18 protein-coding genes are annotated in these 26,332 nt (G+C 64.4%); 14 read left to right on the top strand and 4 right to left on the bottom strand.

Going from position 1 to position 26,332, the window contains the following annotated elements; all coding sequences use genetic code 11:
* The first annotated feature begins 348 nt into the window (after positions 1 to 348).
* From LDL32_RS01035 to purU, 5 genes are read left to right on the top strand one after another with little or no spacing between them, the layout of a single operon-like run.
* Positions 349 to 1,608: a sarcosine oxidase subunit beta family protein gene (locus LDL32_RS01035; protein WP_233068629.1), complete on the top strand. Its 1,260-nt coding sequence runs from the start codon at positions 349 to 351 to the stop codon at positions 1,606 to 1,608.
* Entirely contained in the window at positions 1,571 to 1,900 is a 330-nt protein-coding gene (locus LDL32_RS01030; RefSeq protein ID WP_370636617.1) for a sarcosine oxidase subunit delta, read from the top strand. The genes LDL32_RS01035 and LDL32_RS01030 overlap by 38 nt, the downstream gene beginning before the upstream one ends.
* Entirely contained in the window at positions 1,897 to 4,938 is a 3,042-nt protein-coding gene (locus tag LDL32_RS01025; protein ID WP_233063928.1) for a sarcosine oxidase subunit alpha family protein, read from the top strand. The genes LDL32_RS01030 and LDL32_RS01025 overlap by 4 nt, the downstream gene beginning before the upstream one ends.
* On the top strand, positions 4,931 to 5,518 hold the full coding sequence (locus LDL32_RS01020; protein WP_233063926.1) for a sarcosine oxidase subunit gamma: 588 nt from the start codon (positions 4,931 to 4,933) through the stop codon (positions 5,516 to 5,518). Before LDL32_RS01025 ends, LDL32_RS01020 begins: the two co-directional genes overlap by 8 nt.
* The gene (gene purU / locus LDL32_RS01015) at positions 5,511 to 6,389 is read left to right on the top strand and encodes a formyltetrahydrofolate deformylase (RefSeq protein WP_233063925.1); all 879 of its coding nucleotides are present in this window, start codon (positions 5,511 to 5,513) and stop codon (positions 6,387 to 6,389) included. Before LDL32_RS01020 ends, purU begins: the two co-directional genes overlap by 8 nt.
* 194 nt (positions 6,390 to 6,583) lie before the next feature.
* Here the strand turns inward: purU and LDL32_RS01010 are convergent, their stop codons facing one another.
* Together LDL32_RS01010 and arsC are read right to left on the bottom strand one after the other, a co-directional pair.
* The gene (locus LDL32_RS01010) at positions 6,584 to 7,480 is read right to left on the bottom strand and encodes a diacylglycerol kinase family protein (protein ID WP_233063924.1); all 897 of its coding nucleotides are present in this window, start codon (positions 7,478 to 7,480) and stop codon (positions 6,584 to 6,586) included.
* Positions 7,477 to 7,848, bottom strand: coding sequence for an arsenate reductase (glutaredoxin) (gene arsC, locus LDL32_RS01005; RefSeq protein WP_233063923.1), 372 nt, complete (start codon positions 7,846 to 7,848; stop codon positions 7,477 to 7,479). Before arsC ends, LDL32_RS01010 begins: the two co-directional genes overlap by 4 nt.
* Before the next feature lie 222 nt (positions 7,849 to 8,070).
* Here arsC and LDL32_RS01000 point away from each other — a divergent pair, with 222 nt between their 5' ends.
* The 3 genes from LDL32_RS01000 (at position 8,071) to LDL32_RS00990 (ending at position 12,109) form a co-directional block, all read left to right on the top strand.
* Entirely contained in the window at positions 8,071 to 9,084 is a 1,014-nt protein-coding gene (locus LDL32_RS01000; RefSeq protein ID WP_233063921.1) for a rhodanese-related sulfurtransferase, read from the top strand.
* Positions 9,085 to 9,239: 155 nt separating this feature from the next.
* Positions 9,240 to 9,959, top strand: a complete 720-nt coding sequence (locus LDL32_RS00995) for an autoinducer binding domain-containing protein (RefSeq protein WP_233063920.1) — start codon at positions 9,240 to 9,242, stop codon at positions 9,957 to 9,959.
* A gap of 329 nt (positions 9,960 to 10,288) precedes the next feature.
* The gene (locus LDL32_RS00990; RefSeq protein WP_233068628.1) at positions 10,289 to 12,109 is read left to right on the top strand and encodes an ABC transporter ATP-binding protein; all 1,821 of its coding nucleotides are present in this window, start codon (positions 10,289 to 10,291) and stop codon (positions 12,107 to 12,109) included.
* Positions 12,110 to 12,136: 27 nt separating this feature from the next.
* Here LDL32_RS00990 and LDL32_RS00985 read toward each other — a convergent pair whose 3' ends face one another.
* Positions 12,137 to 12,910 (bottom strand): SDR family oxidoreductase, encoded by a 774-nt coding sequence (locus LDL32_RS00985; RefSeq protein ID WP_233063917.1) that lies wholly within the window; start codon positions 12,908 to 12,910, stop codon positions 12,137 to 12,139.
* A 144-nt stretch (positions 12,911 to 13,054) separates the two neighbouring features.
* On the opposite strand from LDL32_RS00985, the gene LDL32_RS00980 reads away from it, so the two are divergent.
* Positions 13,055 to 13,954, top strand: coding sequence for a LysR family transcriptional regulator (locus LDL32_RS00980; protein WP_233068627.1), 900 nt, complete (start codon positions 13,055 to 13,057; stop codon positions 13,952 to 13,954).
* A 2-nt stretch (positions 13,955 to 13,956) separates the two neighbouring features.
* On the opposite strand, the gene LDL32_RS00975 is transcribed toward LDL32_RS00980, so the two are convergent.
* Positions 13,957 to 15,543: a sodium:proton antiporter gene (locus LDL32_RS00975; RefSeq protein WP_233063916.1), complete on the bottom strand. Its 1,587-nt coding sequence runs from the start codon at positions 15,541 to 15,543 to the stop codon at positions 13,957 to 13,959.
* Positions 15,544 to 15,944: 401 nt separating this feature from the next.
* Between LDL32_RS00975 and LDL32_RS00970 the strand changes: the two genes are divergently transcribed.
* From LDL32_RS00970 to LDL32_RS00945, 5 genes are all read left to right on the top strand, one after another.
* Positions 15,945 to 16,166, top strand: a complete 222-nt coding sequence (locus LDL32_RS00970) for a hypothetical protein (protein WP_233063913.1) — start codon at positions 15,945 to 15,947, stop codon at positions 16,164 to 16,166.
* Between the two features lie 54 nt (positions 16,167 to 16,220).
* The gene (locus LDL32_RS00965; protein ID WP_233063912.1) at positions 16,221 to 24,791 is read left to right on the top strand and encodes a GH36-type glycosyl hydrolase domain-containing protein; all 8,571 of its coding nucleotides are present in this window, start codon (positions 16,221 to 16,223) and stop codon (positions 24,789 to 24,791) included.
* A 241-nt stretch (positions 24,792 to 25,032) separates the two neighbouring features.
* Complete coding sequence (locus LDL32_RS00960) at positions 25,033 to 25,293, top strand: hypothetical protein (protein ID WP_233063910.1); 261 nt, start codon at positions 25,033 to 25,035, stop codon at positions 25,291 to 25,293.
* 165 nt (positions 25,294 to 25,458) lie between these two features.
* The gene (locus LDL32_RS00955; protein WP_233063909.1) at positions 25,459 to 25,818 is read left to right on the top strand and encodes a hypothetical protein; all 360 of its coding nucleotides are present in this window, start codon (positions 25,459 to 25,461) and stop codon (positions 25,816 to 25,818) included.
* A 257-nt stretch (positions 25,819 to 26,075) separates the two neighbouring features.
* A complete protein-coding gene (locus LDL32_RS00945; RefSeq protein ID WP_233068626.1) occupies positions 26,076 to 26,234 on the top strand; it encodes a hypothetical protein in 159 nt (52 codons plus the stop codon).
* Positions 26,235 to 26,332: the final 98 nt, after the last annotated feature.

Raw genomic sequence — 26,332 nt, 5'->3', positions numbered from 1 at the left:
GGCTTGCAATGCCGACCTTTCAGAATGGTCCCGTTCTCCTGAGCCTTTGCCCCGAATGCGGGATAGTGGTGCTGCCGCGCGCGAGCGGCGACCGGATGTGAGGTTCTACAGGTGCGGCATCGCGCCGGTAGTCGTTAAACAGGCTCAGACCATGGATCCAAAACACGGAGAAGAAAAAATGATCTCGCAGTGAAAGTGGCCATTGACGTGAAACTCCTCATGTGAGGGCCGACAGGTCAAACGGCGGTTCGGGAAGCGGCATCGCACCATACCATAAGTAAAATTTATAATGTCTCCAGCACGAACCATGCCTAGCATGCATTCCCGTAACGGATTGAAGATTTCGTGATGCAGGGCAGTCGCTACTCCATACTTTCCCTTCTGCGGGAAGCGCTGCGTGGCCAGGCGGGCTGGAAGCCGGCATGGCGCGACGCGCAGCCACAGCCCGCCTATGATGTCGTGATCGCGGGCGGGGGCGGCCATGGCCTGGCCACGGCGTACTACCTGGCGCGACGCTACGGGGTGAAACGTGTTGCGGTGGTGGAGAAAGGCTGGATCGGCAATGGCAATATTGGCCGCAATACCACCATCATCCGTTCAAACTACCTGCTGGCGGGCAACGTGCCCTTCTATGAATGTTCCCTGAAACTGTGGGAGGGGCTTGAGCAGGACATCAACTACAACGCAATGGTCAGCCAGCGCGGGGTGCTCAACCTTTTCCATAGCGATGCGCAGCGCAACGCCTATATCCGCCGGGGCAACGCCATGCGCCTGCACGGCGTGGACGCGCAGCTTCTGGATGCCGGAGCCGTACGGCGCAGGCTGCCCTTTCTCGATCACGAGAACGCCCGCTTTCCCGTACAGGGCGGGCTGCTGCAAAAGCGCGGCGGCACGGTCCGCCACGATGCCGTGGCCTGGGGCTATGCCCGCGCGGCCGACCGACTGGGCGTGGACATCATCCAGAACTGCGAGGTAACCGGCATCCGCATGAAAAACGGGCGGGCTGTCGGTGTCGAGACAACGCGTGGCTTTATCGGCGCGGGCAAGGTGGGCCTTGCCTGCGCAGGCAATTCATCGCGCGTGGCCGCCATGGCCGGGCTGCGCCTGCCAATGGAAAGCCATGTGCTGCAGGCATTCGTGAGCGAGGGGCTCAAGCCATTCATCGACTGCGTGGTGACCTTTGGCGCGGGCCACTTCTACATCAGTCAGTCAGACAAGGGCGGACTGGTGTTTGGCGGTGATATTGACGGCTACAATTCCTTTGCCCAGCGCGGAAACATGCCGGTTATCGAGGATGTGTGCGAAAGCGGCATGGCGCTCATGCCCCGCATTGGCCGCGTGCGGCTGCTGCGCCACTGGGGCGGTCTGATGGACATGACGATGGATGGCAGCCCCATCATCGACCGGACACCGGTTGACGCACTCTATCTCAATGCGGGCTGGTGCTATGGCGGCTTCAAGGCCACGCCTGCATCCGGCCTGTGTTTCGCCCACCTTATCGCGCGTGACGCGCCACATCCGGTCGCGACAGCCTACAGGCTGGACCGCTTTGGCCGTGGCGCGGTGATTGATGAAAAAGGCATGGGCGCGCAGCCCAACCTGCACTGAGGTTCCGATGCGTCTGAACTGCCCCTGCTGCGGACCGCGCGGCTTGGAAGAATTCATCTATCGCGGGGATGCGACCGTCCGCCGCCCCGATCCTGCCGCCAGCGCACGGGAATGGGTGGACTACACCTACATGCGCGACAATCCCGACGGATGGCATCATGAACTGTGGTACCACGCCGCGGGCTGCCATTGCTGGCTTGTCGTCCGCCGCAACACCCGCACACACGAGATTTCGGGCGTGGTCCGGGCCGCCGATGTCGCCCGCGCGTCCGCCAAGGATACCGGATCATGAAGCTGCTGCGCACAAGGCTTTCCCCTGGCCGCCCCGCGCGTGACGGTTCGGGGCCCATGCGTACGACGGGGGGGAATGGCGTGGATACCAGCCGCACCATCCACTTCACGCTGGATGGCAGGCGCCATGCCGCCCATCCGGGGGATACGCTGGCATCGGCCATGCTGGCCAGCGGGCGGCATCTGGCCGGGCGGTCGTTCAAATACCATCGCCCGCGCGGCATCCTGTCGGCAGGCCCGGAAGAACCCAATGCCCTGATGCAACTGCGCAGCGGCGCGCGGCGTGAACCCAACAGCCGTGCGACGGTTACGGAAGTGTTCGACGGGCTGGAGGCGACCAGCCAGAACCGCTGGCCGTCGCTATACATGGACATGCTGGGCATGAACGGCCTGCTTTCGCCGGTACTGGGTGCGGGTTTCTACTACAAGACCTTCATGTGGCCCGCCTGCTTCTGGGAAAAGGTTTACGAACCCCTTATCCGCCGTGCCGCCGGGCTGGGGCGGGCGGCGGAGCAGGCCGATCCCGACAGATACGAAAAAATCACAACCTTCTGCGATGTCCTGGTGGTGGGCAGCGGCCCTGCCGGGCTGGCGGCGGCGCTGGCGGCCGGGCGTTCGGGCGCACGCGTGCTGGTATGCGAGCAGGACAGCCTGCCCGGCGGCCGCCTGCGCGCGGACCGGACCGAACTGGACGGCCAGCCCGGCTGGCAATGGGCGGAACAGGCGTGGCAGGCCCTGCGCCAGATGCCCGAAGTGCGGGTCATGACCCGTACCTGCGTGTTCGGTACCTATGATGGCGGTACCTATGGCGCAATCGAGCGTGTGGCCGACCATATTCCTGTTCCCGCGCCAGACCAGCCGCGCCAGCGGCTGTGGCGGATCGTGGCCCGGCGTTGCGTGGTCGCCACGGGCGGCGTCGAACGTCCCGTCGTATTCGCCGGCAATGACCGGCCTGGCATCATGCTGGCGGGTGCGGTGCGGTGCTATATCAACCGGTTCGGGGTCAGGCCGGGGCGGCGCGCCATTGTCTATGCCAATAATGATGATGGCCTGCGCACCGCATCCGACCTGCATCATGCCGGGACATCCGTTGTCGCGATCATTGATTCCCGCACGGGGGAAACGCCGGTGGCCCGCGACATGGCGCGACTGACCGGGGCGGCGCTGTTCGCCGGCGGCGCCGTGGCCGATACGGTGGGGCACCTGCGCCTGCGGGGAGCCAGCATCCGTGAGCGCTCCGGCCGGATGCGGAAGGTCGCGTGTGACCTTCTCGCCATGTCGGGTGGCTGGAATCCCGAACTGGGGCTGACAGCGCATCATGGTGCGAAGCCGGCCTATGACGAGAGCCTGTGCGCGTTCATTCCGGCACGGCTTCCCCCCGGCATGACGGTTGCGGGCGTGGCGAACGGCACCTTCACGACTGCCGCTGCCCTGCGCGAGGGCGCGGCACGCGGCAATGACGCGGCAACGGCCTGCGGGTTTGCCGCCGTCCCCCCCGACCTGCCCGCCGCACCCGAGGAAAGCTACGGCATCATGCCGCTATGGCATGCCCTGCCATCTGACCGCCCGGCCAGAACGGGCAGGGCCTTCATCGATTTCCAGAATGATGTCACGGCAAGGGATGTCCGGCAGGCGGCGCTGGAGGGGTTCCGCTCCGTCGAGCATCTCAAGCGCTATACCACACTCGGCATGGCGACGGATCAGGGCAGGACGGCCAACGTCAATGCCCTGGCGCAGATGGCGGAACAGACGGGACGCAGCATTGCCCGGACCGGCACCACCATGTTCCGCCCGCCCGTGCAGCCGGTCGCCCTTGGTGCGCTGGGCGGCATGTATCGCGGCAGGTCTTTCCGGCCGGACCGCCTGCCCCCCACCCATGAATGGGCGGTGGAGCAGGGTGCGGTCCTTGGCACCAGTGGGCTGTGGCATCGCGCCCGGTGGTTTCCCCGCGCGGGAGAGACGCACTGGCGGGACACCGTCAATCGCGAGGTGCGCACCGTGCGCACGGCTGTCGGTTTTTGCGATGTGTCGACACTGGGCAAGATAGATATACAGGGGCCGGATGCGGCGACATTCCTTGAACGTGTCTATGTCAACGCATGGCGTGGGCTGCCGGTGGGTCGGGCGCGGTACGGCCTGATGCTGCGCGAGGACGGTTTCGCCCATGATGACGGGACCACCGCCCGGCTGGGTGAGACCCATTATGTCATGACAACAACCACCGCCAATGCTGGCAGCGTCATGCAGCATCTGGAATTCTGCCACCAGTGGCTGTGGCCGGAACTGGATGTCCGACTCATGCCGGTAACGGATGAATGGGCGCAGCTTGCCATAGCCGGACCGAGATCGCGTGATGTATTGCGGCATTTGGTGGATGAAGGCATTGACCTGTCCAATGCGGCATTCGGCTACATGGCGGCGGCTGCCATCACCATCTGTGGTGGCGTGACGGCACGGCTATTCCGCCTCTCCTTCTCCGGCGAACTGGCCTATGAACTGGCCGTACCCGCGCGCCATGGGGATGCACTGGCCCGGCTGCTCATGAAGGTCGGTGCGCCATACGGCATCACGCCCTATGGCACGGAAGCAATGGGGGTCATGCGTATTGAAAAGGGCCATCCGGCCGGGCCTGAACTCAATGGCCAGACAACGGCGCATGATCTGGGCATGAGGCGGATGCTTTCGACCACAAAGGACTTCATCGGCCGCGTCATGGCCACGCGCCCGGCGCTGAACGATGCCGCGCGGCCGACCCTTGTCGGGCTGCTGCCCCTTGATGGGCGGGACGAACCTGTGGCCGGGGGGCACCTGCTTCTCCATGGGGCACCGGCCCGTGCCAGCCATGACCAGGGCTGGGTTTCCTCGGCCGCATGGTCTCCCACGATCGGACGCTGGATTGCGCTGGGGTTTCTCTCCAACGGGCCGGCGCGGCTGGGCGAGACGGTCATGATACACAACCCGCTGGGCGACAGTGTTACGGCGGCACGCGTTGTCTCCCCCGTCTTTGTCGATCCTGATGGAGAACGGCTGCATGCCTGAAACCCTTCAGCCCCGTCACCCGGTGCCATTCCGGCCACTTGTCATTCATGGTCTCACGCTTGGGGCCGGAGTGGCGCGCGACAGTATCGGCCTTGCCCCGCTGCGTGGGCGGGAAGACGCGCTGCGGACCTTCATGCAGGCGGAATTCGGGGTGGCGCTGCCCCACGTTCCCCGTTGCGTGGAAAATGCCGAAGGCCTCCTTTTCCAGTGGGCCGGCCCTTCGCAATGGCTTGTCAGGGGACCACCATGCGCTGGCCTGTCCGCACGGCTTTCACCCTGCACGGGGCTTGCCGCAATCACCAGCCAGACTGACAGCCGGATCGCCCTTGAACTCAGCGGTCGCGGAGCGGACGCCGTCGCAGCGAAGCTGGTGGCGGTCGATCTTCATCCGCGCGTCTTTACGCCGGGGCATGTCGCCGTTACGCTTGCCGGACATATTCCTGTCACCCTGCGGCAGGTCGATGCGACCCCGCGCTACGAATTTCTGGTCTTTCGCAGCCAGGCCAGAAGCCTGCATCATGAACTCAGCGTCGCCATGTCCGGTGGCATTCCACAAGTGGACCCTTCATTGCATGACTAGTCAGATTTCTGCTCCAGCCATTTTCATTCTCACGCTCAGCTGTCCGAACCGGCCCGGAATCGTGGCCGCCATCAGCCAGAAACTTTATGAACTTGGTGCCAACATAACCGAAGCCCAGCAGTTCGATGATACGGACAGCAACCAGTTCTTCATGCGGATCGTCTTCGAGATCGCGCCCGCGGATGATCATGACCATGTCCTGCGCACGCAGTTCACCGCGCTGGCCAAAACCTTCTCCATGACATGGACGCTGACGGATACGCGGCACCGCCCGAAGGTACTCCTGCTGGTCTCACGTTTCGACCACTGCCTGGTTGACCTGCTGTACCGCTGGCGTATTGGCGAACTGCGGATCGACCCGGTCGGCATCATTTCCAACCACCCGCGCGAAGCCCTGGCGGATGTGGATTTCTATGACATCCCGTTTCATTACTTTCCTGTCACGAAACAGACAAAGGCCGAACAGGAAGAAAAGATCTGGTCCGTCTTTAACCACAGCGGCGCGCAGCTTGCGGTGCTGGCCCGCTACATGCAGGTTCTCTCCAACGAGATGGCGGCACGGCTCAGCGGGCGCTGCATCAACATCCACCATTCCTTCCTGCCTGGCTTCAAGGGCGCGCGCCCCTACCACCAGGCTTTCAGCCGCGGCGTGAAACTGATCGGGGCGACGGCCCATTACGTGACCAGCGACCTTGACGAAGGCCCGATCATCGAACAGGACGTGGAGCGCATTTCGCACGCGGATTCACCCGATGACCTGATCCGCAAGGGCCGCGATATCGAGCGCCGCGTGCTGGCCCGCGCCGTAAGGTTCCATATCGAACGCCGCGCCATCATGAACGGTAACAAAACCATCGTGTTCACCCCCTGAACCTGCATCCTTCCGGCATGCAGCCTGCCTGCCGGAACAGTGGGTAAAGCCCACGCAACGTACCCGACACGACGGGTACGTTGCGGTGTGCCCACCGTGGTGAATGCGCACGGACGTAATCCGCACGGCGCGCCGGTGCAGGTTCGTGATACCGATCCGGGCCGGACATGAAAGGTAAAGGCGTTTATCCGCGCCTAGACCGCAATACGCAGCGCCCGCCCGGGCAGGTCCACATGCAGGGGGGTCCGGCCGCAGGCATCGCCATCGGCCTGAACCGGCAGGCCGGCAGGGGTAGCGACCACGACCGTACTGCCCGTCAGGATCGTGACATCTGCCTGGCCGGACAGCCTGCCGCGCAGCAGCGCCACGCCATAGCGCAGGCTGGCCCACACACCCGCCCTGCCAAACAGCACGACAGAAAAGCCGGTACGCTCATGCATGGAATGGGGCGTCAGCACATATTTCCCGCCGTACAGCCTGCCCTTGGATATGATGACCGAAGCCGCCGGATGGACCACGCCATCCACGCTCACCTCCATGGTCATAAACGGATAGGCCAGCAGGCCGCGCAGGGTCGTATACACATAGGCCAGGCGGCCCAGCGCCCTTTTCAGCTGGAGCGACACGGCATGGACCACATGCGCGTCGAACCCCACACCCACCATCTGCACGAACAGCGACACACCCGTGCTGGAACGGAGCCTGCCGGGCCAGATAACGGTACATGCCCCCGCGGCAATGGCGCGGGCATTGCGGGCGGCATCGGATGGAATACCCAGTTCGCTGGCAAGCACATTGGCCGTGCCAACGGGCAGGATACCCAGGACGATGTCCGAACCCGCCACCCCTTCCGCCACTTCCGCCACGGTGCCGTCGCCGCCAGCAGCCACGATATGGGTGCACGTGCCCGCGCGCACGGCATCGCGCGCCAGCACGGTCGCATGCCCCCTGCACATCGTATGCATGACAACGGACCGCATGCCCGCACGGTGCAGATCGTCTGCAAACCGCGCGACACGTCCCCCGTCCCCCCGGCCGGCGGTGGGGTTGGCAATGATGATGACCATCGGGCCGCATGGGGGGGTGTTCATGGCGTGGCGATGCTGGCCTGTGGCAGGATTTCAAGAAGTGTGTCGACCGGGCGACAGGGACGCGCCGCCTGATCGGTCATGACCACGGGCCGGTTGAGCAGGACGGGATGGGCGGCGATGGCATCCAGTATCTCCGCATCCGTCAGGGTCGGATCATCCAGCCCAAGCTCCGCATAGGGTGTGCCACGTTGCCGCAGCAGGTCGCGCACCGGCACCACCAGCCGGGCCGCCAGTATGTCCAGTTCCGCCCGGGTGGGGGGTGTCCTGAGGTATTCCACCACAACCGGTTCGATTCCGGCGGCGCGGATCATGGCCAGCACGTTGCGCGATGTGCCGCAGGCACGGTTATGATAGAGTGTCACGGTCACGGGCTGGCCCCTGCATGTTCAGGTGGATATGGGGCTGGGATATAAACACGTCCCGCCCCCAATTGCAGTACCCCGGCCCGCCCCATGCGCCTGCCATCGTGCAATTGACCCGGAATTCCGTTATGGGTGCATGACTGCCTGCCCGGCCCGCCGGGCTTATCCTGTCCGCATGCGGGCCACGGAGTCACAGCCGGGCCGCTCGCATGTGGTCTTCTTGCGTGCATGGTTGCCATCGTGACAGATCATCCTTCTCCCACTGCTGTCTCCCCACCCGCAGGCGCGCTGCCCGTCTGTGTGGCGGCACTCTACCACTTCACGCCTTTTGAGGACTGCGCGGCGGTGCGCGAAAGGCTGCTGGAGGCCTGCCACGAACTTGGCATACGCGGCATCCTGCTTGTCGCGCGGGAAGGGATAAACGGCACCATTGCCGGAAGCGACGACGCCATCGGCCAGATTCTGGCCGTCATCCGCGCGCTGCCGGGCTGCGCCGGGCTGGACGTGAAATATTCCCGCGCACCCGCCCTGCCCTTTCACCGCATGAAGGTCCGCATCAAGCGTGAGATCGTGACCATGGGTGTTACGGGGCTGGACCCACGGCGCGACGTGGGCCACTACGTGCCCCCCGAGGACTGGAACGCCCTGATTTCCGATCCCGATACGATCGTGATCGATACGCGCAATGATTACGAGGTGGCGATCGGCACGTTCCGTGGCGCCATTGATCCGGGCACCAGCAGCTTCCGTGAATTTCCGCAATGGTTTCGTGACCGGCGCGAAGCACTTGTGCAGGAAGGGCGCAAACCGAAAATCGCAATGTTCTGCACCGGTGGCATCCGGTGCGAGAAGGCCACCGCCTTTGTCCGTGCCGAAGGGGTGGAGGATGTCTTTCACCTGCAGGGCGGCATCCTGAAATATCTGGAAACCGTGCCCGAACCCCAGAGCCTGTGGGACGGGGAATGCTTCGTGTTCGATCAACGCGTAAGCGTGGGCCACGGTCTGAAACCCGGTACGTTCGCCATATGCCACGCCTGCCGCACCCCCCTGTCCGCCGCCGAGCGCGCAGGCCCCGATTATGAAGAAGGCGTAAGCTGCCCCCACTGCCGGGGCGAGAGAACCGAAACCCAGCGCCAGCGCTATGCCGAACGTGAACGCCAGATCCAGCTTGCCGAACGCAGGGGCACCCACCATCTGGGCCTACCCCTGCCAGCTTCCCCCAAGGGCGATACGAAACCGTAGCCTCCTGCGCCCCGCTGGCGTGAAACGGTTCGCGACGTATTGGCATCATGGATAAAATGTATTTATGATATGCCTTATACGATGCAACGGACCATGCCTTCATCAGGCGGGAGCAGATGCCAGCCATGCCTGTGCCGCGGCGGGACACACCATTCATGATGCCACGGCTTTATGCGGATATTTTTGACCTTGCGGAAGATATACGCAACGCCCCCGACCAGCAGGGGCTTGTCAGCGCCTTCGGCTCGCTCATCTCCCGCCTGGGCCCCCATGCCTACAGCATGGGCACGATCCACAGGACGGACCTTTCGCAACGCTACCTGATTGACACGACCTATCCGGCCCACTGGGTCGAATACTATGTCTCGCAGCATTATCATCATATCGACCCGATCATCGACCCGCAGCGTCACGGGCTGCGGCCTTATGACTGGAAGGACGCCCGTATCGAAAGCAGGCGGCAGGACACCATGCTGCGTGAATTCCGTGACCTCGGGTTCAGGAGCGGCTATGCCGTGCCCCTTCACATCAATCCCGCAACACTGCTGCTGGTCAGCGTTGCCTCGCCCGATGCACGGATTGACGGGCGCCAGCAGATGGCCATCCAGCTTGCCACCAACCAGTTCCATCACCGCTATTGCCAGCTTACCGCCGACCATGCACGGGCGGGGGGTGGCATGATGCTGACAAAACGCGAATGCGAATGCCTGCTGCGGGTGGCGCAGGGCCGGGACACGACGGAAATCGGGCATATTCTGGCCATTAGTGAAAACACCATAAAATTCCATCTCAAGAACGCGCTGCACAAGCTGGGCTGCCATAACCGCGTGCAGGCGGCGGTGAAGGCGACCTGTCTGGGGCTGATCCATCCCTGATCCTGGCCACGCCTGCCCCCTGGCGCGCCGCCACGCATGCCCTTTTCTTTATGTCAGGTCCGCTGTGCTGTCATAAAAGCTGCCGACACGCCCCCTGCGCTGATGCCGTCACCCGATCATGAACCGAACCGGCAGACATGCGTGCCCCTGCCCCATATTGATATAACTGACGGCAGGGGAGATGATGGACCACGCCGCAGACCGGCGCATGGCCGGGCTGGAGGCGGCATGGCGCCCCGAGCCTGCACACGACCGGGGCAGACCATAGTGGAGAATTCGTGACACAAGCCAGCCAGCCTTCCGCCCGCCCGTCCTGGCGCAGCCGCCTGATGGACCGCTTCGGGGTGTATGCCCATGTCCCGCGCATGTTCCGCCAGATATGGCGGTGCAGCCCGGCCCTGATGGTTGGCGGCATTGCATTGCGGCTGGTGCAGGCGGTCCAGCCCTCGCTTGCACTTTATGTGGGCAAGCTGATCGTGGATGAAGTCATCCGCCTCAGCAGCCAGCCCACGCCACCCGCCTCCCTGCTGACATGGAGCCTGCATGGCCCGGCCATCCGGCTGGAAGGCTGGATTGCCCTCGAATTCGTACTCATCATCATATTTGACCTGACATCGCGCGCAACGACACTGGTCGACGGACTGCTGAATGAACGGTACATAAATGACGTAAGCCTTGCCCTGATGGGCCATGCCGCGACGCTCGACCTGCAGCAGTTTGAATCAAGCGAACTGCAGGACCTGCTTGAACGCGCGCGGCGGCAGGCATCGGGCCGCAACAACCTGCTGGTGCAGCTGTTCAATATTGCCGAAATCGCCCTGACCGCCCTCACGCTTGCCATCGGGGTCATGGCATTCGCGCCGTGGATGGTGCTGGTGCTGCTGGTTGCCCTGCTGCCTTCCACCGCCGGGGAAGCCCATTTCAATGGTGAGGGCTATCGCCTGCTACGGGCAAAAACCGCTGAACGCCGGGAGATGGAATACCTGCGCCATATCGGTTCCAGCGCGGAACACGCCAAGGAACTCAAGCTGTTCGGACTGGGTGATTTCCTGGTCGGCCGGTTTCGCGCCGCCGCCACGACCGTGCTGGAACAGAACCGCAGGCTGGCGCTGCGGCGCTTTGTCTGGAGCGGGCTGTTCGCCGCCATCGGGTCGGTTGCCTATTACGCGGTCTATGTCGTCATTGTGTGGGATACGGTGCGGGGGCGGTTTTCGGTCGGTGACCTGACCTTCCTGTCGGGTTCATTCCTGCGCCTGCACACCATGCTGTCCAAACTGCTGATGGGCATTACCCAGACCGCCAGCCAGGCGCAGTACCTGGATGATTTTTTCGCCTTCCTCGACCTGCGCCCGGCCATTACGTCCGCTGCCGTCACGATACCCTTTCCCTCCCCCATCCGCCACGGCATCCGTTTCGAGAACGTGGGATTCCGCTATCCCGGCACGGAGTGCTGGGCGGTCCGTAACCTCGACCTGACCATAGGCGCGGGCGAGACCGTGGCGCTGGTGGGCGAGAACGGGGCCGGCAAGACAACCATCGTCAAGCTGCTGACCCGGCTTTATGAACCGGATGAAGGCCGGATCACGGTTGATGGCGTATCCCTGCGCGACATGGACCTTGCGGACCTGCGCGCGCATATCGGCGTGATCTTTCAGGATTTTGTCCGCTACAGCCTGACGGCGGCGGAAAACATAGCCGTCGGCCGGATCGAGGCCCTGTCCGACACGGCGCGGATCACCGCCGCGGCACATGAAGGGCTGGCAGAGGACGTGGTGGACCGCCTGCCACGGGGCTATGACCAGCCACTGGGCAAGCGGGTCGCGGGCGGGCGCGAACTCTCCGGCGGGGAATGGCAGAAGATTGCCATCTCCCGCGCCTATATGCGCGATGCCGACCTGCTGATACTCGATGAACCCACCTCCGCGCTGGATGCACGGGCGGAAACGGATGTATTCGAACGCCTGCGCGCGCTGCGGCAGGGCAAGGCGGCGCTGGTGATTTCACACCGCTTCTCCACCGTGCGCACGGCTGACCGGATCGTGGTGCTTGAACACGGCCGGGTGCTGGAAACCGGCACGCACGCACGGCTTGTGGCCCATGGCGGACGGTACGCGGAACTGTTCGAACTGCAGGCGGCAGGTTACCAGTAAGCGTTGCCGCCGCCTGCCCGCGCGCATTCATTTGGTGGTATAGCCACCATTGACCAGAATGGTCTGGCCGGTCATCCACCATCCTTCCGATACGATAAAGCGGACATAGGGTGCGATATCCCCGATTTCGGTCAGGCCCGTCGTGCTGAAGGCGGACAGGGCCGCAGCCGATTTGTGGTAGGCCACGGCGTCAGGCGCTTCCTGTCCGTAGAAGAAGGGCGTGTCCATCGGGCCGGGACCGATGGCGTTGACCGAAATGCCACGTGCCCCGAATTCCTTCGATGCCGCACGGGTAAAATGCTCCACCGCCGCCTTTGACCCGGCATAGGTCGAATAGAACGGCGTATAGGCGCCCAGCAGCGACGTCACGATCGTGAGCAGCTTGCCATTGTCGTTCAGGTGCCTGCCCGCCTCCCGGATGAAGAAATACGCAACGCGGGTATTGATGGCGAACATGGAGTCATATTCGGCCTCTGTCGTCTCGGCAATCGGCTTCTTCAGCACCTTGCCAACCGTATTGATCGCAATATCCGGCCGGCCGATGCCCGCGACGGTATCGGCAAAAAGGCGGTCCACCGCACCGTCATGCGTAAGATCGGCCTGCAGGGCGATGGCTTCGGCCCCGGCGGCCTTCACCGCCGCCAGGGTCGCTTCGGCCTCGGGCCGGGTCGCGTCGCTGTTGTAGTGAATGGCGATGGCTTTTGCACCATGGGCCGCAAGATCGCGCGCAATCAGGCCACCCAGGTTCTTTGCCCCGCCCGTGATCAGTACCGTTTTGCCCTTTATGCCATGATCCGCCATGTCGTGCCTCCATTCATGCTGTTCCGGCGCATACAACGCCTTTCTATGGGGCAGGTTATCAGTTAGAATTACGGTATAAAGTCCGGTTTCCTGACAACACATGTCAGAAAATACGAACAGATGGCCCGCAATGGAGTTCAGGCAGTGGACCGTATCGACCTGTTCCGTGTCTTCGCCCGCGTGGTGGAAAGTGCAAGCTTTACCCATGCGGCGGATACGCTCGGGATGCCCCGGTCCTCCGTTTCCGCAGCCATTCAGGAACTGGAGAACCGCCTGGGCACGCGCCTGCTGGCCCGCACCACGCGCTCGGTCGCCCCGACGCCCGATGGCGCGGCCTTCTACGATCACTGCCTGCGCCTGATCGCCGATATGGAAGAAGCGGAATCCCTGTTCCGCCGCGACAGCGCGGGCCCGCGCGGTCTGCTGCGTGTCGACATGCCCGGCCGGGTCGGTCGGCTGCTGGTTGCCCCTGCCCTGCCCGCCTTCCTGCAGCGCTACCCGGAAATCAGCATTGAACTGGGTGTTACCGACCGGGCCGTAAACCTGGTCGAGGACGGGATTGACTGCGTGCTGCGTGTCGGCGCGCTGGAAGATTCCGGCCTGATCGCACGCAGGATGGGTGAACTGGCGCTGATCAACGTGGCAAGCCCCGCCTATCTTGCCCGCCGGGGCACGCCGCGCCGCCCTGCCGACCTGACCGGGCATGAGGCCGTGCACTATGCCTCCCCCACCACCGGCAGGGTGGAAGAATGGGAATGGGTGGAAGATGGCATGACCCGCACTACCTGCCTCCCCGGCCGCGTCAGCGTCAACAGTGCCGAAGCCCTTGTGGCCTGCTGCCTTGCGGGGCTGGGGTTGATACAGGTGCCCGCCTATGATGTGCGCCACCATATCCAGGCGGGTGAACTGGTGGAAGTCATGCCACGCTGGCGGGCCGAACCCCTGCCCATGACGCTGCTCTACCCGCATCGCAAGCATCTGTCGCACCGCCTGCAGGTCTTTGCGGACTGGCTGGAGCATATCATGGCGGCGGCTGTGGCGTAGGATCAGATCAGGCCGCCCTCGGCTGTCATCTGCTGCAGGTCCAGCTCATGTTCAAGCTGGTGCAGTACCGCATCATGGATTTCACCGCTGCGGTGCAGGCGCAGCAGCTCGGCCCGGCCAGCCTGTATGGTGGCCAGAAGTACGCGGTAATGCGCGTCCTGCCTACCCTGCAGGGCCTGCTGTTCATGGCTGAAGCGTTCGGCCAGTTCGGCGCGGTACGCGTACTGCTCAAGCAGGCGGGCATGGACCAGCTGGCCCTGCGGGTCATATGCCTGCTGGCGCATGGCATGTTCCTGCGCATGCGCAATCAGGGCGCGCGCCTGCGATACGGACAGGTGATGGTGGTGCTGTCCGCGCCCGCGTTCGCCACCGGTCATGTGGATGACCCAGCCGATGGTCGTTCCCTGTCCCAGCACGGTCACCAGAATGACCACGAACGTCGCGATCTGCATGACATCGCGCTCGGGCATGCCGGCAGGCAGCGCCAGCACGATGGCAAGACTGACCACACCGCGCATACCGCACCACCCCATTATGGCGACAAAGCGGAAAAAATCCTTCCTGCCGGGCCGTAAATGCGGGGGCAGCCACGCAACGCGCAGCCCCTCGGTCAGGAACATCCATGCAAAGCGCGAGACCAGCACGGCCGCGACAATGCCCGCCACCGGGCGGAACACGTCCTGCTCCACCCATGGCGTGCCCATATGGCGCAGGACGATTGCATGCAGCGAAATGCCGATCAGGACAAAGACCAGGGATTCCAGCACGAACACCAGCACTTCCCACACCGCTGCCCAGCGCAGGCGCTCATCGGCGCTGAAGACATCATGCTGCCGCCACCCCAGGACCAGCCCCGCCACCACGGTGGTGATGACCCCCGAGGCCCCGGCCATCTCGCCGCCGATATAGGCGACCCATGGCAGCAGCAGCGTCATGGTAATGCTGAGTATGCGGTCGTGCACACGCCCCAGCAGCCTGATCCATACCCATCCCAGCCCGCCGCCCAGCACCAGCCCGCCCAGTGCAAGCAGCCCGAACGTCATGCCTGCATGGATGGGACTGAATTCCCCGGTCAGCACCGCAAGTGCCGCAAAACGGTAGATGACCAGGCTTGCCGCGTCATCCAGCAGGCTTTCCCCTTCCAGCAGGGTCGTGATCCGCTCGGGCAGGTGCACGTGCTTGAGCACGGCCTTGGCCGCCACCGCATCGGGCGGGGCCACGATCGCCCCCAGCACGAGACACCCCGCCCATGGCAGGGTGGGAACCAGCCAGTGCGTGACCACCCCCACCACAAAGGTGGTGAACGCAACCCCGCCCACTGCAAGCTGCAGTATCCCCCCAAGATGCGTACGAAACGCGTGCCAGACGGAAAAATAGGCCCCTGCCAGCAAAAGCGGTGGCAGGAACACGATCAGCACCAGGTCGGGATCTATGCCGATAACCGGCACGCCGGGCACCAGGGCAATGGCGATGCCCCCCAGCACAAGGGCGGCGGCAGGTGGCAGGCGGACCTTGCGCGCAACCAGTTCCAGCCCCACGACAAGGACGATCAGGAGCAGGATGAACTCAAAGCGCCCTACATTGGACATGCGGACCCTACCTGTTACGGCCGCCCGGCATTTTGCCCGGCCTGGCAGGACTAACGCATCACGGCCCGCACGGTGGCATGGGTGAACGCGCGGCGGGACGTATTCGCATGATCGGGACTGGCCGTCCCATGTATTGCCACTACATCATCCGGCGCATGGCCCGCATGGGGAAAGTTTCACCCGCCATCGTGCCCAGCCTGCAATATCGCGCCGTGGAAATATTTTGTCAGTATTTCAGAAAGCCCGATAAAATACGTGAAGATAATCCTGCAACGTGCCCCGTTCGGGCGCGTTCATGCATGACTGGCGGCACCGCGCTCCCCGATACGGACGTGCGGGCCCCTTCTCCATAATACTTTCATCTACACCGTTCCCGTATTCCCCACGCAGGAGAAAAGAGGATGGGTGCACCCATGAAACCGGCCACATCCGGCCAGTACGCGCCACAACGCGCCTGCCACATGGCGCAGGCAACCGGCAGGACCATGCCCGCCGATACCACAGCCATGCCCGAAGCCACCGCCCCGCCGCGCCAGAAGGCAGGCACGCCTGCACCCGCCCTGCTGGGCAGGCTCGCGCCATCCACCGTGCCGCAGCCAAGGAAAAGCCTGTTCCGGAAATAAGGTCCGCGCGGAAATACCGCCCGGTGCTTCCGATACACGTAACTGGAGCATGAAATGGACGGGACGACCGCATCTCCTCCGCAGCCCGACCATGATTTCACGCCCATGCGCCCTTCATGGCTGGCGCGCCTGCTTGGCCATTCACCGCCCCCCACATGGCAGGACGATGTCACGCCGCTGAGGAACGAGATATTCGGCATCGAACGGCTGGAAGCCCATGCCCGAAGCCTCGCGGCAGCCCAGGCCATCACCCGCCGCGGGCGCGGTCACGGGCGTCCGCTGTCAAGACGCCTGGCCCAGAACGGTGCCTTCCTGCGCGCAGCCGACATCCGGATAGCCGAAGCCATCCAGGCAGGAAAACAGCTGACCCCCGCCGCCCAGTGGCTGGCGGACAATTATGCCCTGGTGGACATGCAGATCCGCGAGACAGATCTTGACCTGCCGCCGGGCTATTATGCGCGCCTGCCCAAGCTGGCCAATGGCCCCTTTGCCGGGCTGCCACGGGTGTTCGGGGTGGCGTGGGCGTTCATTGCCCATACCGACAGCAATCTCCAGCCCGAGACACTCTATGCCTACCTGCTGGCCTATCAGGGTGTGACACCCCTGACCATTGGCGAATTATGGGCGGTGTCCATCACGCTGCGCATCGTGCTGATCGAGAACCTGCGCCGTGTCGTGGGCGCCATAATGGACAACAATGCCAGCCGGCGTGAGGCCGATGCACTGGCCGACCGGTTGGATGCCTACCGCAGGGGCACGCCCGCCGCCCTGTCCGGCTTTCTGGCGGCAATTGACCCGCGCATCCTGAACTGCGCGTTCACCGCACAGCTTGCCCACCGCTCCCGCGGGCTGGACCCGGAGAAGGATCCGGCCCTTGTCTGGCTTGCCCAGCGTCTGGCCGACCGGGGCACCACGGTGGAAGACGCGGTGCGCGACGACCTGCACGAGCAGGGGACTTTCAACGCCACCATCCGCAACATCATCACCAGCCTGCGGCTGATCGCCGGTTTTGACTGGACGGAAGCGTTCGACCGGGTCTGCCTGATCAACCCGCTTTTTGCGGAATATGACAGCTTTACACAGGCCGACTTCGCCAGCCGTGACCTGTATCGCAAGGCCGTGGAGGAACTGGCCCGTGGCAGCACGATGAGCGAAATGGCCATTGCTGGCCAGGCCATCGGCATGGCGCGGGCGGCACGGGCGGCCAATGCGTCCGACCCGCGCCATACAGACCCGGGGTACTACCTGCTCATGGCGGGACGGCCCGCGCTGGAGGCGGCCATCCGCTTCCGCCCCACCATGGGGCGCAGGCTGATGCGTGGCTTCTGCAACCATGGCATCACGGCCTACAGTCTTGTGGTCAGCATGCTGACGCTGCTGTTCATGGCCATTCCGCTATACCTTGCCCATTACAGCGGCACCCCTGCGGCATGGCTGCTGCCGGTGCTGGCCTTCATACCGGTGTCGGAAGCGGCGGTCGCGTGCGTGAACCGCCTGGCGCTGGCGGCAATCCACGCCACAAGCCTGCCGGGGCTGGAGTTCAAGACCGGCATTCCCGATCACCTGCGGACCATGGTGGTGGTACCCGCCCTGCTGACCACGCAGGAGACGGTGTCCGAACTGCTGGCCCGTATCGAGATACATTACCTGGCGACACGGGACCCGGCGGTGCATTTCGCGCTGCTGACCGACTGGACCGACCATGACGGCCCCCATGCCCCGGAAGACGAACCGCTTCTGGCCCGGGCGCGGGCCGGGATCGACAGGCTTAATGAAAAATATGGCCCCGTGCCCGGTGGCATGCGCTTCCACCTTCTTCACCGCAGGCGGACATGGTGCGCAAGCGAAGGGGTATGGATGGGCTGGGAACGCAAGCGTGGCAAGCTGCATGAACTCAACCGCCTGCTGCGCGGCGCCACCGACACCAGCTTTCTTCCCCCCACGCCCCCGCCACCGGCGGACATGAAATACGTCATAACGCTGGATGCCGATACACGGCTGCCGCTGGACACGGTCCGCCGTCTGGTCGGAAAGATTGCCCATCCGCTCAATGCCGCGCGCTTCAACCCCCTTTCGGCGCGGGTGGAGGAAGGGTACGCCATTCTCCAGCCCCGGGTCACGCCTTCGCTGCCCGTAGGCCACCAGAGCACGCTGTTCCAGCGCATATTCGCCTCCGCCAGCGGCATGGACGCCTATTCCGCCGCCGTGTCCGACCTGTACCAGGACATGTTTGGCGAAGGATCGTACGCAGGCAAGGGCATATACGATATCGACGCCTTTACGGCCGCGCTCGCCGGGCGCGTGCCGGACTCCACCATGCTCAGCCATGACCTGTTCGAGGGGATTTTCGCCCGCGCGGCACTGGTCAGCGATATCGAGGTGGTGGAGGAATTCCCCAACGACTACCTTGTCGCGGCACAGCGCCTGCACCGCTGGACACGGGGCGACTGGCAGCTGCTGCCATGGATCACATCCAGCCCCGTACGCCGCCATGTCCCCACCCGCCAGCACCTGTCGGGCATTGCGCGGTGGAAGATGCTTGACAACCTGCGGCGCACGCTGTGCACGCCACTCGTGCTGCTTGTCCTTGTCGCGGGCTGGTTCCTGCCGTTCCATGCCGCCGTTGTGTGGACGGGCTTCATGCTGGCGGCCATTGCCCTGCCTGCCTTCCTGCCGGTGCTGCCGGCACTGGTGCCCCGGCAGGAATGGATCACGCTGCGCAGCTACCTGCGTGTTCTGGGCAGCGCGGGGGGCGAGGCCGCGGTCATGACCTTCCTCAACGTCACCTTCCTTGCCCACCTGTCCTTCCTCATGGCGGATGCGATCCTGCGCACGCTGGGCCGCGTGCTGGTCACCCGCCGCCACATGCTGCAATGGGTGCCCGCGGCCCAGATCGCGGGGCTGATGCGCTCCGGACTGGCAGGATATTACGGGCGCATGTTCCCCGCCCCCCTGCAGGCCGGCCTGATCGTGCTGGCCGTCGCCCTGTGGGCTCCGTGGAGCCTGTTCCTGACAGTACCGTTCGCCGTCCTGTGGTGCCTGTCACCCGCCGTTGCGATGTGGGCAAGCCGCACGCCGGTCAGTGCCGCGCGCACACGCCCCTCACGCACCGATATCCGCACGCTGCGCATGACCGCACGGCGCACGTGGCGCTTTTTCGAGACCTTTACCACCCCCGATGACCATATGCTGCCGCCGGACAATTTTCAGGAAGACCCTTCCCCCGTCCTGGCACGGCGCACATCACCCACCAATATCGGCCTGTACCTGCTGTGCACCGCCAGCGCACGTGATTTTGGCTGGTGCGGGCTGGCCGATACCGTTGCCCGCCTGGAGGCGACCTTCGCCACCCTGGAGCGCATGCCCCGCTACCGGGGGCATTTCTACAACTGGTACGCAACCGCCGACCTCAAGCCGCTGGAGCCGGTCTATATCTCCAGCGTGGATAGCGGCAACCTGGCCGGGCATCTTGTCGCACTGGCCAGCACATGCCAGCGCTGGCAGGACACCGGGCCGGAAATCGATGGATGGCGTGAGGGCACGGTCGATGCGCTGAACATCGCCATTGCCGACCTGACCTTCCGCAACGGCACGCGGCGCGGCCATGACGCGGCGGAACGCCAGATGCTGCGGCGGCTGGCTGCATTCAAGAACGCTGTCCTGTCAGCCCCGGCACGCTCGGCCCCATCCCTTGCGGCACTGCGTGACCAGGCCGCCACACTGGCCCGGCAGGCAGCCGGCCTGCCCCCCATGGCCGACACGACAGGCAACGCGGACGCCACGGACCGCACCGTCTGGATAACGGCCCCGATGCGCACGCTGGAAAGTCATCTGCGCGACATGGACACCGACCTGCATGCCACCCTTGGCGCACGGCTTGGCATGATTGCGCACAGGGCACGGCGCATGGCCGAAGGGATGGACTTCCGCTTCCTGTGCAATCCCTCGCGCAAGCTGCTGTCAATCGGCTATCTGGTCGCGGAGGACGCACAGGACCCGAACTGCTATGACCTGCTGGCGTCGGAGGCGCGGCTGGCCGTGTTCTTCGCCATTGCCAAGGGCGACATGCCCGCGCGTGACTGGTTCCGGCTTGGCCGCCCGATCACGCCGGTGGGCAGCGGGGCGGCACTGGTGTCATGGTCGGGGTCGATGTTCGAATACCTCATGCCTTCCCTCGTCATGCGCGCGCCCATGGGGAGCCTGCTGCAGCAGACCAACATCCTGATCGTGCAGCGCCAGGTCGCCTATGGGCAGGCACGCGGCATTCCGTGGGGCATATCGGAATCCGCCTATAACGTGCGTGACCTGGACTATACCTACCAGTATTCCAATTTCGGCATTCCCGGCCTGGGGCTCAAGCGCGGGCTGGGGCTGGATACGGTGGTGGCACCGTACGCCACCATGCTGGCGGCAATGGTGGACCCGAGGAAGGCGGTCGCCAACCTCTATGCACTGGAGAAAGCCGGCGCGCTGGGGCGCTACGGGTTTCATGAAGCCCTTGACTACACGCCCGAGCGTGTTCCCGACCGTGGCGGGGTTGCCGTCATCCGCGCCTATATGGCCCATCATCAGGGCATGTCCATTCTTGCAGTGGCGGATGCGGTCATGAACGGGATCATGCGCACGCGCTTCCACGACGACCCGGTCATCGCCGCCGCCGAACTGCTGTTGCAGGAACGCGCGCCGCGCAGCGGGGCGGTGGCCCGGCCGCTGCCATCCGAAGATGCGGCCCCCCCGGTCGTGCATGCCGTCACCGCGCCCGGCGGGCGCTATCTCGACCATGCCGACACACTCTCCCCCGTGACCCATCTCCTGTCCAACGGGCGCTATGTGGTCATGCTGACCGCAGCAGGCTCCGGCTACAGCCGCTGGCAGGGCCAGGCCATCACGCGCTGGCGCGAGGATGCGACATGTGACGATTACGGCCAGTACATATACCTGCGCAACCGCAGGACGGGCCGGCTGTGGACCGCCGGCCTGCAGCCGGGGCGGGAACGGCCCGATGACTATGCCGTGGGCTTCCATGAAGACCGGGCCGAGTTCGCCCGCCGTGATGGCACGCTGACCACGACGCTGGAGATACGCATCTCGGCCGAGGATGATGCCGAGATCCGCCAGCTTTCCGTGTTCAATGGCAGTAGCGAGACACTGGACCTCGATATTGCCTCCTATGCCGGGCTTGCCCTTATGCCGCAGGGTGCCGATCTGGCGCATCCGGCCTTTACCAAGCTGTTCGTGCAGACCGAATACCTGCCCGCCGCACGCGCCCTGATCGCCACCCGCCGCAGGCGCACGCCCGATGAGGCGGAGATATGGGTCGCCCATCTGGCCATGTGCGACACCCCTGTCGAGATCGAGACGGACCGCGCCCGGTTCATCGGTCGCGGGCGCGACGTGCATGATCCGGCGGCCATGGATGCGCACACGCCACCGAAAGGGCATGTCGGCACGGTGCTGGACCCCGCCTTTTCCATCCGCACGCGCGTCAGCATCCGCCCCGGCGCCATGGCGCGGGTCACGTTCTGGACCATGGCCGCCCCGACCCGCGCGGCCCTGCTGGACCTGATCGAGACACACCAGGACATGGCGGCGGTCGAGCGCGTGCGCACACTGGCATGGACACAGGCACAGGTACAGCTACGCCATCTGGACATCACCCCCACCACGGCGGACCTGTTCCAGCAACTGGCAGGGCATATCCTGTTTGCGGGCCCGGCGCTGCGCGCGGGGGCGGCCAGCATTGAAAAAGGCGCCGGGCCACAGCCGCTGCTGTGGGAGCAGGGCATTTCCGGTGACCTGCCCATCATGGTGCTGCGCATAAGGGAAAACGCGGATACCGACATCGTGGGCCTGCTGCTGCTGGCGCATGAATACTTCCGGCTCAAGCAACTGGCGGTGGATCTTGTCATTCTCAACGAACATCCGGCGTCCTACCTGCAGGACCTGCAGGTCTCGCTCGACCAGCTTGTGCATGCCCAGCCCCGTGGCGCGGAGGGCACGGGGTCGGTACGGGTGCTGCGCGCCGATCTTGTCAGCCCGGCCGTGCGGCATCTTGTCATTTCGGTGGCCCGCGTCGTGCTGGATGCGGAGCGGGGACTGGCCGAGCAGCTGGAGCAGGCGGAAAGGACCCTGCCCCGCCACGCCATGCCGGTTCCGCCACGGCCACGTCCCGCGCCAGCCGCCTTTGGCGTGCCCCCCGTACCCGAGCTTGAGTTCTTCAACGGTCATGGCGGGTTTGCGCGGCAGGGACGTGAATATGTGATCGTGCTCGGCCCCGGGCAAAGCACGCCCGCGCCGTGGATCAATGTGATCGCCAACGATACGTTCGGCTTCCAGGTCTCGGCCGAGGGCAGTGGTTACACATGGTCGGGCAACAGCCGCGAACACCAGCTTACGCCATGGTCGAATGATCCCGTAAGCGACCACGCGGGGGAAATCTTCTATTTCCGTGATGAAAATACCGGCACGCTGTGGTGCCCCGGCGCCGCCACGCGCCGCGACCCGGCCGCAACCTACGTGACCCGCCACGGCTACGGCTATACGCGGCAGGAACGGATTGCCCATGGCATTGCCAGTTCCGTACTGCAGTACGTGCCGGTCACGGACCCGGTCAAGATCACGCGCATCCAGCTTCACAACCGGTCGGACCAGCCGCGCACGCTGTCCGTTACCGCCTATGTGGAATGGGTGCTGGGGGCCGCGCGCAGCATGTCGGCTCCGTTCGTCTCCACCACGATGGACCCGGATACGGGCGCGCTGTTCGCACGCAACCGGTGGAAAATGGAGTATACCGACCGCACGGCCTTTGCCGACATAGGCGGCTACCTGACGGCAAGTTCGGGAGACCGGTGCGCCTTCATCGGCCGCAACGGCACGCTGGACATGCCGCTTGCCTTCACCCATCCCAACGGGGTGCAGGGCCGCACCGGGGCGGGGCTGGATCCGTGCGGCGTGGTGCAGACCGTTGTCACCCTGCCGCCGGGCGGGCGGGCGGAAGTCCTTTTCCTGCTGGGAGAGGGCGAGAACGAGGCACATGCCCGCGCGCTTGTCAGCCGGTACCGCGCCGCCAGCCCCGAACAGGTGCTTGATGCGGTCGGGCAGCACTGGAACACGGTCACGGGCTCCATGCAGGCCAGCACGCCGGATCGCGGCATGGACATCATGCTCAATGGCTGGCTGCTGTATCAGGCACTGGCCAGCCGTGTGCAGGCCCACGCCGGGTTCTACCAGGCCAGCGGTGCCTACGGCTTTCGTGACCAGTTGCAGGATGGCATGGCGCTGGCCGTACCGTGCCCCGAACGCGTGCGCGCCCACCTGCTGCGCGCGGCATCGCGGCAGTTCGTGGAAGGGGACGTGCAGCACTGGTGGCTGCCCGATACCGGGGCGGGCGTGCGCACCCATATTTCCGATGACTGCACATGGCTGGCCCACACGGTTATGCATTATGTCACCACCACAGGGGATGCGGGCGTGCTGGATGAGCAGGTTGCCTTCCTGGAAGCACCGGAACTGCCGATCAGCGAGCATGACCGCTTCATGATCCCGGCCACATCCGGCCAGACGGGTACGCTGTTCGAGCATTGCGCCCGCGCGCTCGATCACAGCATGGCCGTAGGTGCGCACGGGCTGCCGCTCATGGGTACGGGGGACTGGAATGACGGCATGAACCGCGTGGGGGAAAAGGGACAGGGCGAGAGCGTATGGCTGGGCTGGTTCCTGCACGCCACGCTGTGCGCCTTCATCCCGCTGGCACGCAGCCGGGGCGAACCGGCCCGCGCGCAGGCATGGCAGGATCACGCCAGTGCACTGGCAGAGGCGCTGGAAGCCACATGGGATGGCGACTGGTACCTGCGCGCCTATTTTGATGATGGCACGCCGCTTGGTTCGCATCGGTGCGCTGAATGCCAGATCGATGCCATTTCCCAGTCATGGTCCGTGCTTTCGGGTGTGGCGCCGCTGGAACGCGCGGAGCATGCCATGCGCTCGGTCATGGCGCGGCTTGTGCGCCAGCAGGACGGGCTGGTGCTGGTACTTGACCCGCCCTTCAACACCATTGGTCCCGATCCGGGTTACATACGTGGCTACCCGCCCGGCATACGTGAAAACGGTGGCCAGTACACCCATGCGGCGCTGTGGACGGTCATGGCCATGGCGGAACTGGGCGAAGGGGACCGCGCGCATGAACTGTTCCACATGCTGAACCCGGTCAACCATGCCCTGAACCCCGCAGGCGTGGCGCGCTACCGACTGGAACCCTACGTGGTGGCGGCGGATATCTATTCCCAGCCCCCGCATGTGGGGCGGGGTGGATGGTCGTGGTACACCGGGTCGGCAGGATGGATGCAGCGCGTGGGGATGGAAGCCATACTGGGCATCCGCATCGCGGGCACGCGGCTGCTGGTCAACCCGTGCATTCCGTGCCAGTGGCCAAGGTTCTCGGTCACGGTGCACTGGCGTAGCGCAACCTATGTCATTACCGTGCTTAATCCCCACCAGCTTTGCCGGGGGACAGGTCAGGTAATGCTTGACGGTACGCCACACCCCCCCGTGGGTGAGATCGGGATGGTGGATGACGGCGCCACGCACATGGTGGAGATCACGCTGGGCGTTGCGCCACCGGCGTGAACACCTGCAGCACTGCAGGCATGTATTCGTAAAATATTGATTTAACGAAACGGTATGGCATGAAATATTTATTTGTGCGTCCACCCGTGCCGGCACAGAACCATCCCCCCCACGCGCCGTTATTGCGGCAGGTAGCGTGACAGGAACGGGGTGGCCTGTGCCGCCATGGAATGCCACGGCACCCGCAGCCAGGCATGTGTCGGCCCCGTTCTGTCCCATTCCCGCAAAGGATAAAGAGACCATGGCCTACAATACGCATGCACGGATGATGCCGTATGGCGTCGTCCTCTCTCCCGCCGGGCAGGAGACGCCCCCCCGTGGTGGCAGGCAGGAACACGGCAAACCGCGCGCGGGTGAGGATGAACCGGAATCCACCCTTGATAATGACGAGAAGGTGGAAAAGACCAGCCACCCTGACCACGGTCACGATAATGCCTGCAATAACGGGCAGACACCGCAACCCGGCCACAAGACTGGCCCGCATGGCCATGCCACCCCGTAACCGTGCAAGGGGACAGGGCTGGTAAAGGACCGGTCATGAACCTGTCCTGAGCCCTCCTGCCTTCGTGCAGGTCCTCACCGGAACGGAACAGGGTACATGCAACCTTTCCACGCCAGCTTTCTTTAATGAACAGAGCACTTTCCCGATACAGCAAAGGTACGAACAATGGCAAAGACAATACGCTCAGCCCTGCTGGCAACGCTTATCGTCAGTGCGCCCGCAATGGCGGTGGCCCAGTCCAGCATGCAGGAAAACCCTGCCCCCACCGCCAGTTCGGCAGCATCCGAAGTGGGCAGGAACCCGCCTTCCGCCACGTCAAGTTCCGGCAAGCGGGTAGAACCGTCCGACAAGCTGTGGAACAACCCGCGCACCGTTAATGAACAGCCGGGCACACAGCCGCCATCGAACACTGACACATCGGGCAGTGGCACCGGAATGCATCACCGCCACGGTGGCGCCGAAGCCGGGCGGAGCAGCCATGGCGGCAACAAGACCCCATCCCCCGCTGACAGCAGCGAACAGTAAGGCGCGCATACGCTGCCATCGCACATTTTGCTTACCAGCCAGATGAGAACACGGACATGTCCATACCGTATGCTCATGTGTCCAGCCAGCCGCCACTACCACCCCCCGGCCTGCCCTATCCGCGGCAGTATCCACCCCCGGGGCCGGGTGAATCCCCTCCATACGATACGCCTGCGCCCCCACCCCCGCCATTGCAGAACCATGAATGCTTCATCCCGGCAGGGAAGAGACATCCATCATGGCAAGGAGTACTGACAATGCCCAAGAACCCTGATCCCGACACGGAAAAGAAGCCCACCCCGACGGAACAGCACGAAGACGAAGGGCGTGATGAAGCACTCGATGAGAGCTTCCCCGCAAGCGACCCCCCGGCACAGGGACGCACGACCGAACCGAACAGCAGGCCGGACAGATAGGCGGCAGAAAGCACCCCACCTGACGCCGCAGGGCGGATGCGCAATACTGCCATAATACACGTTTTTATTTATGGTCTGCCATGTAAATACATAGTCAC

This window comes from Komagataeibacter sp. FNDCF1 (assembly GCF_021295335.1).
Classification (GTDB): domain Bacteria; phylum Pseudomonadota; class Alphaproteobacteria; order Acetobacterales; family Acetobacteraceae; genus Komagataeibacter.
Note: the sequence above shows the minus strand (reverse complement) of the source record. Positions and strands in the feature narration are given on the sequence as shown.

Coding starts and splice junctions, on each gene's coding strand:
- LDL32_RS01035 (WP_233068629.1), top strand. CDS start 349: ATGCAGGGCAGTCGCTACTCCATACTTTCCCTTCTGCGGGAAGCGCTG.
- LDL32_RS01030 (WP_370636617.1), top strand. CDS start 1,571: ATGAAAAAGGCATGGGCGCGCAGCCCAACCTGCACTGAGGTTCCGATG.
- LDL32_RS01025 (WP_233063928.1), top strand. CDS start 1,897: ATGAAGCTGCTGCGCACAAGGCTTTCCCCTGGCCGCCCCGCGCGTGAC.
- LDL32_RS01020 (WP_233063926.1), top strand. CDS start 4,931: ATGCCTGAAACCCTTCAGCCCCGTCACCCGGTGCCATTCCGGCCACTT.
- purU (WP_233063925.1), top strand. CDS start 5,511: ATGACTAGTCAGATTTCTGCTCCAGCCATTTTCATTCTCACGCTCAGC.
- LDL32_RS01010 (WP_233063924.1), bottom strand. CDS start 7,480: ATGAACACCCCCCCATGCGGCCCGATGGTCATCATCATTGCCAACCCC.
- LDL32_RS01000 (WP_233063921.1), top strand. CDS start 8,071: ATGGTTGCCATCGTGACAGATCATCCTTCTCCCACTGCTGTCTCCCCA.
- LDL32_RS00995 (WP_233063920.1), top strand. CDS start 9,240: ATGATGCCACGGCTTTATGCGGATATTTTTGACCTTGCGGAAGATATA.
- LDL32_RS00990 (WP_233068628.1), top strand. CDS start 10,289: ATGGACCGCTTCGGGGTGTATGCCCATGTCCCGCGCATGTTCCGCCAG.
- LDL32_RS00985 (WP_233063917.1), bottom strand. CDS start 12,910: ATGGCGGATCATGGCATAAAGGGCAAAACGGTACTGATCACGGGCGGG.
- LDL32_RS00975 (WP_233063916.1), bottom strand. CDS start 15,543: ATGTCCAATGTAGGGCGCTTTGAGTTCATCCTGCTCCTGATCGTCCTT.
- LDL32_RS00970 (WP_233063913.1), top strand. CDS start 15,945: ATGGGTGCACCCATGAAACCGGCCACATCCGGCCAGTACGCGCCACAA.
- LDL32_RS00965 (WP_233063912.1), top strand. CDS start 16,221: ATGGACGGGACGACCGCATCTCCTCCGCAGCCCGACCATGATTTCACG.
- LDL32_RS00960 (WP_233063910.1), top strand. CDS start 25,033: ATGGCCTACAATACGCATGCACGGATGATGCCGTATGGCGTCGTCCTC.
- LDL32_RS00955 (WP_233063909.1), top strand. CDS start 25,459: ATGGCAAAGACAATACGCTCAGCCCTGCTGGCAACGCTTATCGTCAGT.
- LDL32_RS00945 (WP_233068626.1), top strand. CDS start 26,076: ATGCCCAAGAACCCTGATCCCGACACGGAAAAGAAGCCCACCCCGACG.